This window comes from Neisseria sp. MVDL19-042950 (assembly GCF_030504625.1).
Lineage (GTDB): Bacteria > Pseudomonadota > Gammaproteobacteria > Burkholderiales > Neisseriaceae > Neisseria.
Genome location: NZ_JAUKWH010000013.1, coordinates 1 through 15,050, shown reverse-complemented (window position 1 = coordinate 15,050; position 15,050 = coordinate 1). Strand labels below are relative to the sequence as shown.

The 15,050-nt window shown below is 50.3% G+C and carries 16 protein-coding genes; 12 read left to right on the top strand and 4 right to left on the bottom strand.

The genetic code is table 11. From position 1 onward, the window contains the following. Positions 1-33 precede the first annotated feature (33 nt). The 4 genes from Q0X97_RS10200 to Q0X97_RS10185 are packed head-to-tail and all read left to right on the top strand — an operon-like array spanning position 34 to position 3,531. On the top strand, positions 34-915 hold the full coding sequence (locus Q0X97_RS10200; protein WP_302067351.1) for a metal ABC transporter substrate-binding protein: 882 nt from the start codon (positions 34-36) through the stop codon (positions 913-915). Next, positions 915-1,844 carry an ATP-binding cassette domain-containing protein gene (locus tag Q0X97_RS10195; RefSeq protein WP_302067350.1) on the top strand — a complete coding sequence of 310 codons (930 nt, stop codon included), beginning with the start codon at positions 915-917 and terminating at the stop codon, positions 1,842-1,844. Before Q0X97_RS10200 ends, Q0X97_RS10195 begins: the two co-directional genes overlap by 1 nt. 3 nt (positions 1,845-1,847) lie before the next feature. Then, the gene (locus tag Q0X97_RS10190; protein ID WP_009116391.1) at positions 1,848-2,711 is read left to right on the top strand and encodes a metal ABC transporter permease; all 864 of its coding nucleotides are present in this window, start codon (positions 1,848-1,850) and stop codon (positions 2,709-2,711) included. Then, positions 2,704-3,531 carry a metal ABC transporter permease gene (locus Q0X97_RS10185; RefSeq protein WP_302067349.1) on the top strand — a complete coding sequence of 276 codons (828 nt, stop codon included), beginning with the start codon at positions 2,704-2,706 and terminating at the stop codon, positions 3,529-3,531. The genes Q0X97_RS10190 and Q0X97_RS10185 overlap by 8 nt, the downstream gene beginning before the upstream one ends. Positions 3,532-3,626: 95 nt before the next feature. On the opposite strand, the gene Q0X97_RS10180 is transcribed toward Q0X97_RS10185, so the two are convergent. Together Q0X97_RS10180 and Q0X97_RS10175 are read right to left on the bottom strand one after the other, a co-directional pair. Continuing rightward, positions 3,627-5,186 (bottom strand): SulP family inorganic anion transporter, encoded by a 1,560-nt coding sequence (locus tag Q0X97_RS10180; protein WP_302067348.1) that lies wholly within the window; start codon positions 5,184-5,186, stop codon positions 3,627-3,629. A 164-nt stretch (positions 5,187-5,350) separates the two neighbouring features. Continuing rightward, positions 5,351-6,043, bottom strand: coding sequence for a carbonic anhydrase (locus tag Q0X97_RS10175; RefSeq protein WP_302067347.1), 693 nt, complete (start codon positions 6,041-6,043; stop codon positions 5,351-5,353). 902 nt (positions 6,044-6,945) lie between these two features. On the opposite strand from Q0X97_RS10175, the gene Q0X97_RS10170 reads away from it, so the two are divergent. Continuing rightward, on the top strand, positions 6,946-7,122 hold the full coding sequence (locus Q0X97_RS10170; protein ID WP_302067346.1) for a hypothetical protein: 177 nt from the start codon (positions 6,946-6,948) through the stop codon (positions 7,120-7,122). Positions 7,123-7,218: 96 nt separating this feature from the next. Here the strand turns inward: Q0X97_RS10170 and Q0X97_RS10165 are convergent, their stop codons facing one another. Then, positions 7,219-8,748, bottom strand: a complete 1,530-nt coding sequence (locus tag Q0X97_RS10165) for a catalase (protein WP_302067345.1) — start codon at positions 8,746-8,748, stop codon at positions 7,219-7,221. Between the two features lie 291 nt (positions 8,749-9,039). On the opposite strand from Q0X97_RS10165, the gene Q0X97_RS10160 reads away from it, so the two are divergent. The 7 genes from Q0X97_RS10160 to Q0X97_RS10130 all read left to right on the top strand — a co-directional run bounded on the left by Q0X97_RS10160 (position 9,040) and on the right by Q0X97_RS10130 (position 13,184). Beyond that, a complete protein-coding gene (locus tag Q0X97_RS10160; protein ID WP_302067344.1) occupies positions 9,040-9,273 on the top strand; it encodes an RNA-binding S4 domain-containing protein in 234 nt (77 codons plus the stop codon). Further along, on the top strand, positions 9,257-9,481 hold the full coding sequence (locus tag Q0X97_RS10155; protein ID WP_302067342.1) for a hypothetical protein: 225 nt from the start codon (positions 9,257-9,259) through the stop codon (positions 9,479-9,481). Before Q0X97_RS10160 ends, Q0X97_RS10155 begins: the two co-directional genes overlap by 17 nt. 10 nt (positions 9,482-9,491) lie before the next feature. Continuing rightward, positions 9,492-10,328, top strand: coding sequence for a PHP domain-containing protein (locus Q0X97_RS10150; protein WP_302067341.1), 837 nt, complete (start codon positions 9,492-9,494; stop codon positions 10,326-10,328). A 265-nt stretch (positions 10,329-10,593) separates the two neighbouring features. After that, positions 10,594-10,968, top strand: coding sequence for an adhesin (locus Q0X97_RS10145; RefSeq protein ID WP_302067340.1), 375 nt, complete (start codon positions 10,594-10,596; stop codon positions 10,966-10,968). Positions 10,969-11,083: 115 nt separating this feature from the next. Further along, positions 11,084-11,704, top strand: coding sequence for an L-threonylcarbamoyladenylate synthase (locus Q0X97_RS10140; protein WP_302067338.1), 621 nt, complete (start codon positions 11,084-11,086; stop codon positions 11,702-11,704). Between the two features lie 173 nt (positions 11,705-11,877). Beyond that, positions 11,878-12,492 carry a Type 1 glutamine amidotransferase-like domain-containing protein gene (locus Q0X97_RS10135; protein WP_302067727.1) on the top strand — a complete coding sequence of 205 codons (615 nt, stop codon included), beginning with the start codon at positions 11,878-11,880 and terminating at the stop codon, positions 12,490-12,492. Positions 12,493-12,533: 41 nt separating this feature from the next. Further along, a complete protein-coding gene (locus Q0X97_RS10130; protein WP_302067335.1) occupies positions 12,534-13,184 on the top strand; it encodes a site-2 protease family protein in 651 nt (216 codons plus the stop codon). Between the two features lie 53 nt (positions 13,185-13,237). Here the strand turns inward: Q0X97_RS10130 and Q0X97_RS10125 are convergent, their stop codons facing one another. Beyond that, on the bottom strand, positions 13,238-14,794 hold the full coding sequence (locus Q0X97_RS10125) for a TerC family protein (RefSeq protein WP_302067334.1): 1,557 nt from the start codon (positions 14,792-14,794) through the stop codon (positions 13,238-13,240). Between the last annotated feature and the right edge of the window lie 256 nt (positions 14,795-15,050).

The following is a 15,050-nucleotide window of genomic DNA, read 5'->3' as shown; positions in this document are numbered from 1 at the left end:
ATTATTCTATTCATATTGGCAGGAGAATCTATTATGCGTCGTTTAGTTACAGCAACATGTTTGTTTTTAACCGTTTTGGCAGTATCACCCGCTTATGCGAAATTTAAAGTAGTAACTACGTTTACCGTGATTCAGGACATCGCGCAAAACGTAGCAGGCGATGCGGCCACGGTGGAGTCGATTACCAAACCGGGAGCGGAAATTCACGATTATCAGCCCACGCCGCAGGATATCGCTAAAGCGCAGTCGGCCGATTTGGTGTTGTGGAACGGTTTGAATCTGGAACGCTGGTTTGAACGCTTCTTCCAAAATGTGAAAAACAAACCGGCGGTGGTGGTAACCAAAGGCATCACGCCGATGTCGATTCACGAAGGGCCTTATAAAGATACGCCCAATCCCCATGCTTGGATGTCGACCAGCAATGCTTTGGTTTATATCGAAAACATCAAAAACGCTTTGGCGAAACACGACCCGAAAAATGCGGCGGTGTACGCCAAAAATGCGGCGGCATACAGCAGCAAAATCAAACAGCTCGACAAACCTTTGCGCGCCAAACTGATGCAGGTGCCGCAAAACCAGCGTTTCTTGGTAAGCAGCGAAGGTGCGTTCAGCTATCTGGCGAAGGACTATGGCTTCAAAGAAGTGTATTTGTGGCCGATTAATGCCGAGCAGCAAGGCACGCCGCAGCAAGTGCGCAAAGTAATCGAGGTGGTGCGCAAAAACAAAATTCCGGTAGTGTTTAGCGAAAGTACCATTTCGCCCAAGCCGATGCAGCAGGTGGCTAAGGAAACCGGTGCCAAATACGGCGGCGTATTGTATGTGGATTCGCTTTCCGCCAAAAACGGCCCGGTGCCGACTTATGCCGACCTGCTGAATACGACGGTATCAACGATTGTCAAAGGATTCGGAAAATAATGATGCTTGCCAACGCTGCTTCGATTCACGTTAACGACGTTACCGTGCGCTACAACAACGGCCACACGGCCATTTATGACTTTTCGCTGGATTTGGAAGGCGGCATGACCTGTGCGCTGGTGGGCGTGAACGGCAGCGGCAAATCCACTTTGTTCAAAAGCCTGATGGGTTTGCTCAAGCCGCGCAAAGGCGATATCCGCCTGTGCGGGCTGCCCATCGCCAAGGCGCTGCAAAGCAATCTCGTATCTTATGTGCCGCAGAGTGAAGAAGTGGATTGGCAGTTTCCCGTTTCGGTTTACGATGTGGTGATGCAGGGGCGTTACGGCTATATGAATATGCTGCGCATTCCGAGTAAAACGGATAAGCAGCAAGTTCAGACGGCCATGGAACGCGTCGACATCGCCCATCTTGCCGAACGGCAAATTGGCGAACTTTCCGGCGGCCAGAAAAAACGCGTTTTCCTTGCCCGCGCGTTGGCGCAAGACAGTAAGGTGATTCTGCTGGACGAACCGTTTACGGGCGTGGACGTAAAAACCGAAAACATGATTATGGATCTTCTCGGCCAGTTGCGTGCGGAAGGCCGTCTGATTTTGGTATCGACACACAATCTGGGCGTTGTGCCCGACTTTTGCGACCGCGTAGTGATGATCAACCGCACCGTGCTGGCAGCGGGCACAACCGAATCGACGTTCAACCAACATAATCTCGAACATGCTTTCGGCGGCGTGTTGCGCCACTTCCAGCTTGCCGGCAGCGATCTGCATGAAGATGAAGACAAACGCGCCGTAACGGTATTGACCGACGACGAGCGTCCGGCCGTGTTCTACGGCAAAACCAAAATCGACCCGCCCGCGTCGGCGGCGAAATATGCCGGCAGCCGCGACGAAGAAGCCGGGCAAACGCCGACGGAAAACGGCAAAGAGGGCTGAACCATGCTGGACGTATTACTGGAGCCGCTCGCTTACGAGTATATGGTCAAAGCCGTGGTCATCAGCGCCGCCGTGGGTGGGATATGTGCGTTTTTGTCGGCTTATCTGATGCTCAAAGGCTGGTCGTTAATCGGCGATGCCTTGTCGCATTCGGTGGTGCCCGGCGTGGCCATCACTTATTCGCTCTCCCTGCCTTATTCGGTGGGGGCTTTTATCTCGGGCATCTTGGCGGCCTTGGCGATTTTGTGGATCAAAGCGGTAAGCAAATTGAAGGAAGATGCCATCATCGGCTTTATTTTCACCACGTTTTTCGCGCTCGGCCTGTTTATCGTTTCCATCAATCCCACCGCCGTCAACGTGCAGGAAATCGTGTTGGGCAATATTTTAGGGATTGCCGACGAAGATGTTTTTCAGGTAGGCATCATCATGGCGGTGTGTTTGGCTTTTTTATTGCTGTTTTGGAAAAACCTGCTGCTGGTGTTTTTCGACGAAACACAGGCCGTTGCCGTGGGTTTGTCGCCGCTGCGCTATAAAATCCTGTTTTTCACCCTGCTCAGCGCCTGCGTGGTGGCCGCGCTGCAAACCGTGGGCGCGGTGCTGGTGATTGCCATGGTGATTACCCCGGGTGCCACCGCTTATCTGCTCACCGACAAATTCAGCAAGCTGGTGGGCATCGCCGTAGCGTTGGGCTTTTTTACCGGCGGCATCGGCGCGTATGCCAGCTATTTTCTCGACGGTGCCACCGGCGGCATCATCGTCTGCCTGCAAACGGCGCTCTTTCTGCTGGCCTTTATCTTCGCGCCCAAATACGGATTGCTGAAACAGAAACAAGCCGTTGCGGCACAAGGAGAAGCGGAACATGTCTGACATCATCAATTGGTTTGTCGAGCCGCTGTCTCTGCCTTTTATGCAATATGCGCTGTTTACCGCGCTGATCGTATCGGTGGTGTGCGGCATTTTGTCCTGCTATCTGGTGCTGAAAGGCTGGTCGCTGATGGGTGATGCCATTTCCCATGCCGTGCTGCCCGGCATCATTGTTGCCTTCGTTACCGGCATTCCGCTGGTGGTGGGCGCATTCGTTTCCGGGCTGGCCTGCGCCGTGGGTGTGGGCTATCTGAAAAACAACAGCCGTCTGAAAGAAGATACGGTGATGGGCATCGTGTTTTCGGGCATGTTTGCTTTCGGTTTGGTTTTGTTTACCAAAGTGGAAACCGATCAGCACCTTACGCATATTTTGTTCGGCAACATCCTCGGCGTGAGCTATGAAGAGCTGATCCGCACGCTGATTATCTGCACCATCGTCTTCGTGGTGGTGATGCTGAAAAAAAGGGATTTGATGCTGTATTGTTTCGACCCCGTACAAGCACGCATCGTCGGCTTGCCGCCCCGCGTTCTCCACTACGGGCTGCTGATTCTGCTGGCGCTGACCATCATCAGCGCGATACAGGTGGCGGGCGTGGTGTTGGTGATTGCCATGCTGATTTCGCCCGGCATCACCGCCTCCCTGCTGACCCACCGTTTCGACCGCATGATGGTTATCGTGGTGGCGTGCTCCGTTATCACCGGTTTGGCCGGCACGATACTGAGCTACCACCTCGATGCCGCCACAGGGCCGGTGATTATTTTGTTGCAGGCGGCGCTGTTTTTGTGTGCGTTGGGGTATTCCAAATTGCGGGAGAGTTTATAGCTGTTTAGCAGAATGAAGTGAATGGGAAGAGGCCGTCTGAAAAATGCTTTTCAGACGGCCTCTTCAAACGTCAAGCAGCTTACGGCTTTTCATGTTTAAATCGTGCTTCTATGGGCGACACGCACATGTGAATGGTAGTTGCTGCCTTCTTCGTCGTATTGCGGTTTGAAACCTTTCAGAATCACGTCGATGTCGTGTTCTTTGGCGAAGATGTTGGCAAAGTCTTCAATCAGCTCCAAAACGTCGCTGGCGATATAGGAAGAGCGTTCGGCATTAATTGTAATCTTCGAATGCGGGCGCACGTTTTTCAGGGTTTTCTTAATGGCCGCCTTATTGAGGAACGACACTTCTTCAGCCAAATCCAGCGTGATTTCTTCGGCATTGGCCAATTCCTCGCGGTTGAGGTAGTAGGCGCGTTTCATGTTGGCCTGCAAAATGAAGAATACGCTGATAGCCAAGCCGATGCCCACACCTTTGAGCAGGTCGAGCGATACCACGGCAATCATGGTGGCGATAAACGGAATAAACTGATACAGCCCTTTGTGCCAGAAATGCATGATGGTAGCGGGCTTGGCAAGTTTGTAACCTACCAGCAGCAATACGGCGGCCAGCGTAGCCAGCGGAATTTTGTTCAGCACAACCGGAATCGCCAGCACGCACACCAGCAGTAAAACACCGTGGATAATCGCAGACAATTTATGCGTGGCACCTGCATCGGCATTGGCTGAAGAACGCACGATAACGGAAGTCATCGGTAAGCCGCCGATTAACGCGCAGGCGATATTGCCTATGCCTTGGGCGCGCAGTTCCTGATTGGTGTCGGTGATACGGCGGCGGGTGTCCAAGCGGTCTGATGCTTCGATACACAACAAGGTTTCGATAGAAGCTACGATGGCAATGGTAATACCGGTTATCCATACATAACTGTTGGTAAAACCCGAAAAATCAGGGAAAGTAATCAGATTGGCAAATTCGGCGGCAGTTTGCGGAATGGGCAGCTGTACCAATTGGCCGGCCGGAATTGCCAAGCTGCTTCCGGTGGCGATAAAAATCTGGTTCATCACAATACCGGCAGCCACGGCAATCAGGGCGGCAGGCAATACTTTGATTTTTTTCAGTGCAGATACGCTGTCCCAGCCGATAAGAATGGCCATAGACACCGCCGCTACCAACAGGGAACCCATGTGGATGTTGCTGAAAATGTCCGCATCCGTAATGCTGCCGCCGGTGCCGAGCGCATAAGGCAGCTGCTTGGCAATAATGATGATGCCGATACCTGCCAGCATGCCTTCGATGACCGATGCCGGAATATATTCGGCGATACTGCCCGCCCGTAAAAAGCCCAAAGCCAGTTGCAGAATGCCGGCTACCAAAGCGGCGCAGAGAAAGAGTTCAAACGAACCGAGTTGTGTTACGGCGGCCAAAATGATGGCGGCCAAACCGGCGGCGGGGCCGGATACGCTGATGTGCGATGTACTTAAAAAGCCGACTACGATACCGCCGACGATACCGGAAATGATGCCCGACAAAGGCGGCGCTCCGGAAGCCAGGGCGATGCCCATACACAACGGCAAAGCGACCAAAAAAACCACAAGGCCGGATGCAAAATTGGATTTCAGCAGGCCGCCCGCCCCTTGTTTGTTAATAGAATCCATAAATAAAAATACTCCCAATATTCCTAACTGGTGCAAATCAGCTTTATTTCTGCTGCCTCGTTGCTGCGCCTTGCGGCACCGCCCATACGGCCCTGCGGCTGCCGCCTTGCATCAAAAATAAGTTTATTTGTACTATCAGTGTGTGTTGTGTGATGAAATGATTATCAGCCGTTGGCTACTTTTTTCATATTTTCGATTTCCGAATTGACTGCCCATTGACTGTCGGTCAAGTCGTAAATTTTATGGATGTCGTTCACAATAGAAGTCAAATCGATGTTCAAATCTTTCAGACGGCCTGTACGCAAATCAAACACCCAACCGTGTACGACAGGCAAACCGCCTTCGGCATAACGCTCTTGCACGCAGGGCATTTTGATCACGTTGAGGCATTGTTCCTGAATGTTCAACTCAACCAAACGGTTGTAGCGGTCGTCTTCGTTTTCAATTTGATCCAGCTCTTCCTGATGGATACGGTACACATCACGGATACCGCGTAACCACGGGTTCATCAAACCGTAATCTTGAGGCAGCATGGCCGCACGGACACCGCCGCAGTTGTAGTGGCCGCACACAATAATATGCTTCACTTTCAAATGGGTAACGGCATATTGAATGGCAGAAGAAGCATTCAAATCAATGCCGTTAACCAGATTGGCCACGTTGCGGTGCACAAATACTTTACCCGGCTCCAAGCCCATCAGTTCTTCGGCGGCCACACGGCTGTCGGAACAGCCGATATACAGATATTCGGGCATTTGTGTTTCTGCCAACTTTTCAAAATAATGCGGGTCTTGGCGTTTTTTCTCTTCAGCCCAGCGCTCGTTGTTTTCAAAAATCACTTGATAGGATGTATTCATCTTAAACCTCTCTTTTTTCTGTGTTGGTATGAAAATATTAAAAATATAAGTAACAGCTCCCCGGCCGGTCTGCCAAACGCGCGGGCGCAACAAGCCGGAGCAAAAGAAATGCCGCCAGACGAGGCCGTCTGAAAACACTTCACGATAAAAAATCGAATGTGGTCCGCCGCTCCAAGCCGTCGATATAGAAACCATCACCGTTTCTAATAAAACTACTTACCCGGGCGGATTGATAAAATAAAACTACTTTAAATCTATTGAGTAAAGATTAGCGGGGTCTGCCGATTTCAGCTCCCCGAGCCATAACATGATTTGTATTTATTGTTTTTTGATATTTGATTTTTACAGCCGACAACAGCTGAACATTGAATTGCTTGCTATATAAGCTTTTATTTTTATATATCGCTATGAGAAAAGACGTATCGGAAGCAATGAATAAAACCGTTATTTCCGACAGGGAGAGAATTTTATTAGGGAAAATTTAGCTCAAAATTAGTTATATGAAAATAAATTTCAAGCATTGTTTAACAAATGAAAAGAAATTACACAAACTTCTTAAAAATGTGAGCAATGTCATCTCGCTTGAAAACACGGGGCTTACACAACCTCTACCATCTATCAGGCATAATCATATATGCCGGAAACTTATGCCTTTATCACGCAAACACACTTATTTGCTTCCATATTTATGATGAATGTCTGATAACGCCCTAAATCTCATTGTCTAAAACCAATGTATACAAAGAGGCCGTCTGAAAAGTATATTTTCAGACGGCCTGCGTAGGGCGGGCATCCTTGCCCGCCGTTGGGCATTGTTGGGGAGAAAGACGGGCAGGGATGCCCGCCCTACGGTTGGGGTTTGCTTGGACTGGTGTGCAACGGTTTGATTTGTAACAGAGCGGATGCATCATCTGCATTTGCCAACCGGCACGGAATCCAAATATTCGCGAATGCAGAAACAGAGGCCGTCTGAAAAGCCTGTCGGCAAGTTTTCAGACGGCCTGCGTAGGGCGGGCATCCTTGCCCGCCGTTGGGCATTGTTGAGGAGAAAGGCGGGCAAGGATGCCCGCCCTACTTAATTGATATTCAAAAACCAAAGGCCGTCTGAAAATATACTTTTCAGACGGCCTTTCCAATCAACCTTAACTCAATAAGGTTTCAAACTGTGCAACGGCTTATGCTTTGTAGTCGCTGAAGTCCAGCAAACCGGGTTGGCCCATGGCCGGGTCGGTTTTGTAGGCAGCCATCGCGTCGGCCACAGTCATGCCCAGAGCGTTGGCAACGCCTTCGCCGTAAGCCGGGTCGCAAGCGTAGCAGTTGCGGATGTGGCGGTATTTGATGAAGTCCAGCGCATCACCCATGCCGGCGGCGGTGTTTTTGAACAAGGTTTCTTTTTGTTCGCAGCTCATCAGGTTGAACAGCGCGCGCGGTTGGCTGAAGTAATCCGCGTCGTCTTCACGGTAGTTCCAATGTGCCGCATCACCGTTGATTTTCAAAGGCGGTTCGGCGTATTGGGCTTGCTCTTGCCATTGGCCGAAGCTGTTCGGCTCGTAGTGCAGGGTGCTGCCGTAGTTGCCGTCAACGCGGCCGTAACCGTCGCGGGCGTTGCTGTGTACGGGGCAGCGCGGTGCGTTTACCGGAATTTGGTTGTGGTTTACGCCCAAGCGGTAGCGTTGTGCATCGGCATAGTTGAACAAGCGGGCTTGCAACATGCGGTCGGGCGATACGCTGATGCCGGGAACCAAGTTGCTCGGTGCGAAGGCAGACTGCTCGACATCGGCGAAGAAGTTTTCAGGGTTGCGGTTCAACTCGAACTCGCCCACTTCGATCAGCGGATAGTCTTTTTTCGGCCATACTTTGGTCAGGTCAAACGGATGGTAAGGCACTTTTTCGGCATCGGCTTCGGGCATGATTTGTACATACATGGTCCATTTCGGGAAATCGCCTTTCTCGATAGACTCGTACAGGTCGCGCTGATGGCTTTCGCGGTCGTTGGCGATGATGGCGGCGGCTTCTTCGTTGGTCAGGTTTTTAATGCCTTGTTGGGTGCGGAAGTGGAATTTCACCCAGAAACGCTCGCCCGCTTCGTTCCAGAAGCTGTAAGTGTGCGAACCGAAGCCGTGCATGTGGCGGTAAGAAGCAGGAATACCGCGGTCGCTCATCACAACGGTTACTTGGTGGAAGGCTTCGGGCAGCAGCGTCCAGAAATCCCAGTTGTTGGTGGCGGAACGCATATTGGTGCGCGGGTCGCGTTTAACCGCTTTGTTCAAATCGGGGAATTTACGCGGGTCGCGCAGGAAGAATACCGGCGTGTTGTTACCCACCATATCCCAGTTGCCTTCTTCGGTGTAGAACTTCAAGGCGAAACCGCGGATGTCGCGCTCGGCATCGGCCGCGCCGCGCTCACCGGCTACGGTAGTGAAGCGGGCAAACATTTCGGTTTTTTTGCCGACTTTGCTGAAAATGGCCGCGCGGGTGTATTTGGTGATGTCGTTGGTTACGGTGAACGTACCGAACGCGCCGGAACCTTTGGCGTGCATACGACGCTCAGGAATCACTTCGCGCACGAAGTTGGCCAGTTTTTCGTTCAGCCACAAATCTTGCGCCAACAAGGGGCCGCGCGGGCCGGCGGTGAGGCTGTTTTGGTTATCGACAACGGGCGCGCCGTTATTCATGGTTAAATGGGTTACGGGACATTTGGACATGGTTTGTGCTCCTTAAGTAATGTCAGCGGTTATTGAAAAATGATGTGTATGTGTTTGTTAGCGTGAAGCAGCGAATCTCGGTTCAATCGGGTATTGCAGCAACCCTCCCGTTCATTTGCTTTAATCTATGGAGCGGACTATACACTAAGATTTAAGCTATTAAAACTATGATTCCGATAGATTTTAGTTATTTTAAATTGAAAATAAAAAATTGATAGTTTATTTTAAAATTGTTTAGAACATCTTGTTTTAGCGTAAAATATACGCCCTTCACACCATAACATAAAAACCATGCAAGCAACTGTTTATTTGGAAGACAACGAATACATCGCCTTATGCGATCTCTTGAAACTCGCCGGCCTTACCGACAGCGGCGGGCAGGCGAAAACAGCCATTGCCGCAGGAGAAGTGTTGCGCAACGGCGCAACCGAAACCCGCAAAACGGCCAAAATCCGCGGCGGCGACATCATCGAATTCAACGGTGCCATTCTCGAAGTGGTAGACGGCTATGACCCCGAAGCTTAAACCGGAAGACCTGCTCCCCGAGCCGGTGCGCCCCGAATCATGGGAATGCTGCGGCAGCGATTGCGGCGATGCCTGCATCCAAACCATTTATTGGAATGAAAAAGCCAAATACGACGAGCAGCAGAAAATCCGTCGGGAACAATCGGCCGCAAAAGCCGATACCTTTTCAGACGGCCTGAAAGAAGGTTCTGAAGATGAGGCCGTCTGAAAGTATTGTCATGATAGACCTCCATTGCCACTCCAATATTTCAGACGGCCTGTTAAGCCCCGCCGAAGTTGTGCGTTTGGCGCATGCCAACGGCTGCATCATGCTGGCGTTGACCGACCACGACCATACCGGTGGATTGGCCGAAGCGCGTGCCGAAGCGGAAAAGCTCGGCATGCGTTTTATTAATGGCGTGGAAGTTTCCGTAACATGGCGCAAGCGTACGATACATATCGTTGGGCTGGATTTCGATGAACACAACGAACCGCTGCAAAACCTGCTGGCGGAAGTACGCAAAGGCCGTCTGAAACGTTTGGAGGCTATCGCTGCGAAGCTGGAAAAGAAGGGTATAGGCGGCGCGTATGAAGGTGCGTTGGCATTGGCAGTAAATCCCGAAATGGTCAGCCGTACCCATGTTGCCGAATTTTTGATTAACGAAGGTCATGTGCGCAACAAGCAACAGGCATTTACCAAATATCTGGGCGATGGCAAACCCGCTTCCGTGCCGCACGAATGGGCGACGTTGGCAGATTGTGTGAACATGATTAACGGCGCAGGCGGTATCGCGGTGATTGCCCATCCGATGCGCTACGGCTTTTCGGCCACGGCCAAGCGCAATTTGTTTGAAGAATTCAAAGCGTTGGGCGGGCAGGGCATTGAAGTACACAGCGGCAATTGCGATAAAAACGACCGTTTGAATTATGCTCTGTTGGCGCAACGCTACAGTTTGTTGTCCAGCGCAGGCAGTGATTTCCACCGTGCCAACGATTACAGCGGTGGGATATTGGGTGTGTGCCCCGAGTTGCCGGAAATCTGCCGGCCGGTGTGGCTGCAATTCAAACCGGTGTAGCCGTTTTGCTGTTTTACGGCCTCTTTTCGGAAGGTTTGAAAACGGCGTTGATGAGGGCGGTTTGCAACATAAAAACAGCTTCCAATACAGTGGGATTTTTAAAATTTATTATTAATATCAATAGCTTGTTTTTATCTTACTTAATATTACACTTGGCCGTCTTTCTATAAAACCGAACAAACTTATAATGCGTTTTGTGCATGCGCTGTCTGTTTTTTGAGACAGTAGGCTGTGCCGGATATCTTAATTTAATGAAAGAAAAAATATGAAAATCTTATCTACTGCGTTATTGGTGGCTGCTACATTGGTTGCCGGTGTTGCTCATGCTGATGCCGGTCCTGCAGTGAGAAAATCTTCAGTCAACTATACCTGCCAACAAGGTAAAAGAGTTAAAGTAACTTACGGCTTCAACAAACAAAACCTGCCTGTGTATGCTTCGGCTTATGTAAACGGTAAAACCCGCTACATGCCAATTAACTTGGACCGCTCGGACAATGTAGATACCATTTTCGGTGATGAAGACAACTTCAAATTGAGCACCGACTACATGACTCGGGCCAACCACCGCTCTAAATCAATCATGATTACTTCACCCGGTCAGGAAATTGTTTTCAAAGGCTGTAATCCCCGCCGCCATTAAAATTCGGGCTGACACATAATAAAGGCCGTCTGAATGCATTCAGACGGCCTTTATTCATTATATAATTCTAATTTATAAAATATATTCGAATATAAAAACGAGTAAGGAACACTATATGGCACAGTTTTTCGTCATCCACCCCGACAACCCGCAGGAGCGGTTGATTAAGCAGGCGGTGGAAATCATCAGAAAAGGAGGCGTAGTTGCTTACCCTACCGATTCTTGTTACGCGCTTGGTTGCCATTTGGGTGACAAAGAAGCTATGGAGCGCATTCTGCGTATCCGCCAAATTGATCTGAAGCACCATCTAACCCTGATGTGTGCCGATTTAAGCGAGCTGGGCACTTATGCCAAAGTGGATAACGGCCAGTTCCGCCAACTTAAAGCCGCTACACCGGGCAGCTACACCTTTATTTTGCAGGCCACCAAAGAAGTGCCGAACCGCACGTTGCACCCCAAACGCAAAACCATCGGCCTGCGCGTACCCGACAACAAAATCGCGTTGGCGTTGCTGGCAGAATTGGGCGAACCGCTGTTGAGCTGTACACTGATGCTGCCGGAAGACGACGAACCTCTGACCGATCCGTATGAAATCCGCGACCGTTTGGAGCATTCCGTAGACTTAGTGATCGACGGCGGTTGGTGCGGTACCGAACCGACCTCAGTCATCGACATGACCGACGGCGTGGAACTGATTCGCGAAGGAAAAGGCGATATAGCGTTGTTCGGTTTATAACGAGGCCGTCTGAAAATGTAGGGCGGGCATTCCCGCCCGCCGAGAACTTAATAAAATAAGTTGGATGGCGGGTAGAGATGCCCGCCCTACGAAGTTGTAATTATTGTGCAATAGGACTGAACCGGTATCTGTTTTCCGGCTACTAAGTCAGGTAACGGATAGAAAGACAGACCATGAAATTATTTTTAACTTCTTATTTTGCACAAACGTTTTCCTTGTTACCGCCGTTTCTCAGTGAACCGATGCAAGGAAAAACGGTCAGTTTCATCTCGACGGCTGCGGATGTGGAAACCGTGGATTTCTATGTAGAAGAAGCCCGTCAGGTTTGGCGCGCTTGGGGCGTAGAAATTGACGAAATTGATATAGCGGCATTAAGAGCGGAAGAAATTGCTCGAAAATTGCAACATAACCACTATATCTATGTAAGCGGCGGCAATACTTTTTATTTGTTGGCACAGTTGCGGCTGAAGCAGGCAGATAAGGTGTTGGCGGCTTTGATTGCTTCCGGCAAGCCTTATATCGGCGAATCGGCAGGCAGCATGATTTTGGCGGGTAATTTGTCTTACGTGCGAGAAATGGATGAAGTGGGCAAAGCCGAATACGATACACAGCATGGTTTGGGCGTATTGGATGTTTGCCCGCTGCCGCATGACGGGGAAGAACCTTTTGCGGAAATCACCCGAATCATTAAGAAGCAATATGCACATTTGCCTCTTTGCCCGCTTACCAATTCACAAGCATTATTAATAAATGGCGATAAGCCTGTTATGAACACTCAGGCCGTCTGAAATTTTCAAACGGCTTCACACCACACTCAAAAAGGAAAAACATGTTTCAAAATTTTGATTTAGGCGTATTTTTATTGGCCTTGTTGCCGGTGTTGCTGGCGATTACCGTTCATGAAGCGGCACACGGTTATGCAGCGCGCTATTGGGGCGACCACACCGCCGAGCAACTCGGCAGACTCACGCTTAATCCGATTGCACATATCGATCTGCTGGGCACGGTTGTTGTGCCGCTGTTGATGTTTTTGTTTACACCGTTTTTGTTCGGCTGGGCAAAGCCGGTGCCGATTATGGCGCGTAATTTCCGCGATTTGCGTATGGGCATGAGAACAGTGGCGATTGCCGGCCCCTTGTCCAATCTGGCCATGGCTTTCGGTTGGGGTCTGGCGGTGGCATTGGCACCGCATGTGCCCGAGGCGTTCCAATATCCGTTGACGGAAATGGCCAAATATGGCGTGCTGATTAATGCCGTGCTGTTTGTGTTGAACATGATTCCGATTCTGCCGTTGGACGGCGGGCGTTTTGTCGACAGCTTCCTCTCTGCGCGTGCATCCATGCAGTTTCGTAAAATCGAACCTTACGGCACTTGGGTGATTTTGCTGCTGTTGATGACGGGCGTGTTGGGCTCCATCATGATGCCTTTTGTACGGGGCATTATCGTGCTGGTAGGCTCGGTGGCAAATTTGTTTATGTAAGTAAGAAAGGCCGTCTGAATATATTTCAGACGGCCTTTTAAATATGTAGAAACCTATTCTTCCGGCAGCTTGGTAATCTTTACCCGTTCGATGCGCTGCCCTTCTTTTTCAATCACTTCAAAACGCCAGCCGTGGAAGTCGGCAAAATCGCCGACGTCGGGAATGCTTTGCAACTCTTCCATAATCAAACCGGCAACGGTGTGGAAATCGGCATCTTCTTCCTGTGGCGGCAAATTCAGTTGCGGAGCCAATTCGACATATTCCAGCGCACCGTCTACCGTCAGGCTTTCGTCTGCATGCGCTTGCAGGGTGGGTTCTTCTTCGCGTTCGAATTCTTCGGGGAATTCGCCGGCGATGGTTTCCAGCATGTCTTTCATGGTTGCCATGCCGAGTACTGCGCCGAATTCATCTACCACCAGTGCATAATCGGCACTGTTTTTACGGAAAAGCTCGATAGCGGCCAGTGCGGTAGTGCTGTCTGGCAATACCAACGGTTGCCGCAGGGCCGCCTGAATGTTCATTTCGCCTTCGTCAAGCAATTGGGCGAGCAGGTCTTTTTTATTGATATAACCCAGCGGCTCGTCCACGCCCGCTTTGCCGACCACCAGCAGGCGGCTGTATGGCGTGTTTTGCAGTTGGGCGTATTGCTCTTCTTTGCTTTGCGAAATGTCCAAGCGTTCGATGTCGCGGCGCGGAATCATCACGCCTAAAATCGGACGCTCTGCCAGCGTGAGCACGCTGCGTATCATGGATTTTTCGTTTTCCTCAAAGTGGGAAACGTCTTCGGCTTTGTTGCCGGACTGCGCCAAAACGGTTTCGCGGATGCCCATCATACCCAGCACGTTATCGGCCGTGCGTTTGCGCCACGAACTGCTGATGTAGTCGTTTTTGCGGGCATTGCGCTGCGAAATTTGGTTGAACGCTTCGATAAGGATGGAAAAACCGATAGCGGCATAGAGATAGCCTTTGGGAATCTGGAAGTGGAAGGCTTCGGCAATCAGGCTGAAACCGATCATCAGCAGGAAGCCCAAACACAGCATTACGACGGTAGGATGCTTGGCCACAAAATCGGTAAGCGGTTTGCTGGCCATAATCATGATGGTCATCGCCACAACAACCGCAGCCATCGCCACAATGATATGGTCAACCATCGCCACGGCGGTAATCACGGCATCAATGGAGAAAACGGCATCTAAAACAATTATTTGTAAGACAACACCCCAAAACAGCGAATGTTTTTTATGGGTGTCGGCAATCGTAAACTGATTATGGCCTTCAATCCGCTCGTGCAGCTCGGTGGTGGCTTTGTACAGCAGGAACAAACCGCCGATAAGCATAATCAAGTCTTTGCCCGACACACTCATGTTGTTGATGTGAAACCACGGTTTGGTCAGCGTGATGATGTGCGCCATAAAACCCAGCATTACCAAACGCATCAGTACGGCCAATATCAGGCCGGTAATCCGCGCTTTATCGCGCAGGGCGGGCTTGACTTTATTAGCCAAAATCGCCACGAAAACCAGATTATCGATGCCGAGCACGACTTCGAGAACCAGCAGCGTTGCAAAGCCCAACCATGTATTCGGTTCGGCTAACCAACTGAAATCCATAATGCTTATTGTCCTTTTTTCATCATAACAAAAGGCAACCCGACAAAAGTCAGGCTGCCTGAATGGGGCACATACACGAAAGGCATCGGGTAAAAATGCTCTGCTCCGCGTCTTTCATAGTAAGATGTATGCCTCAAGTTAAATAGAATCAGTAGTTTATCAGTTTGATGAGGATAAGGCAAAAAAAGCAAGTTGAAATATTTTCAGATGGCCTGTCGGTTTTTATGCGGTTTAATTCCACCAGTTCCACCAGCGA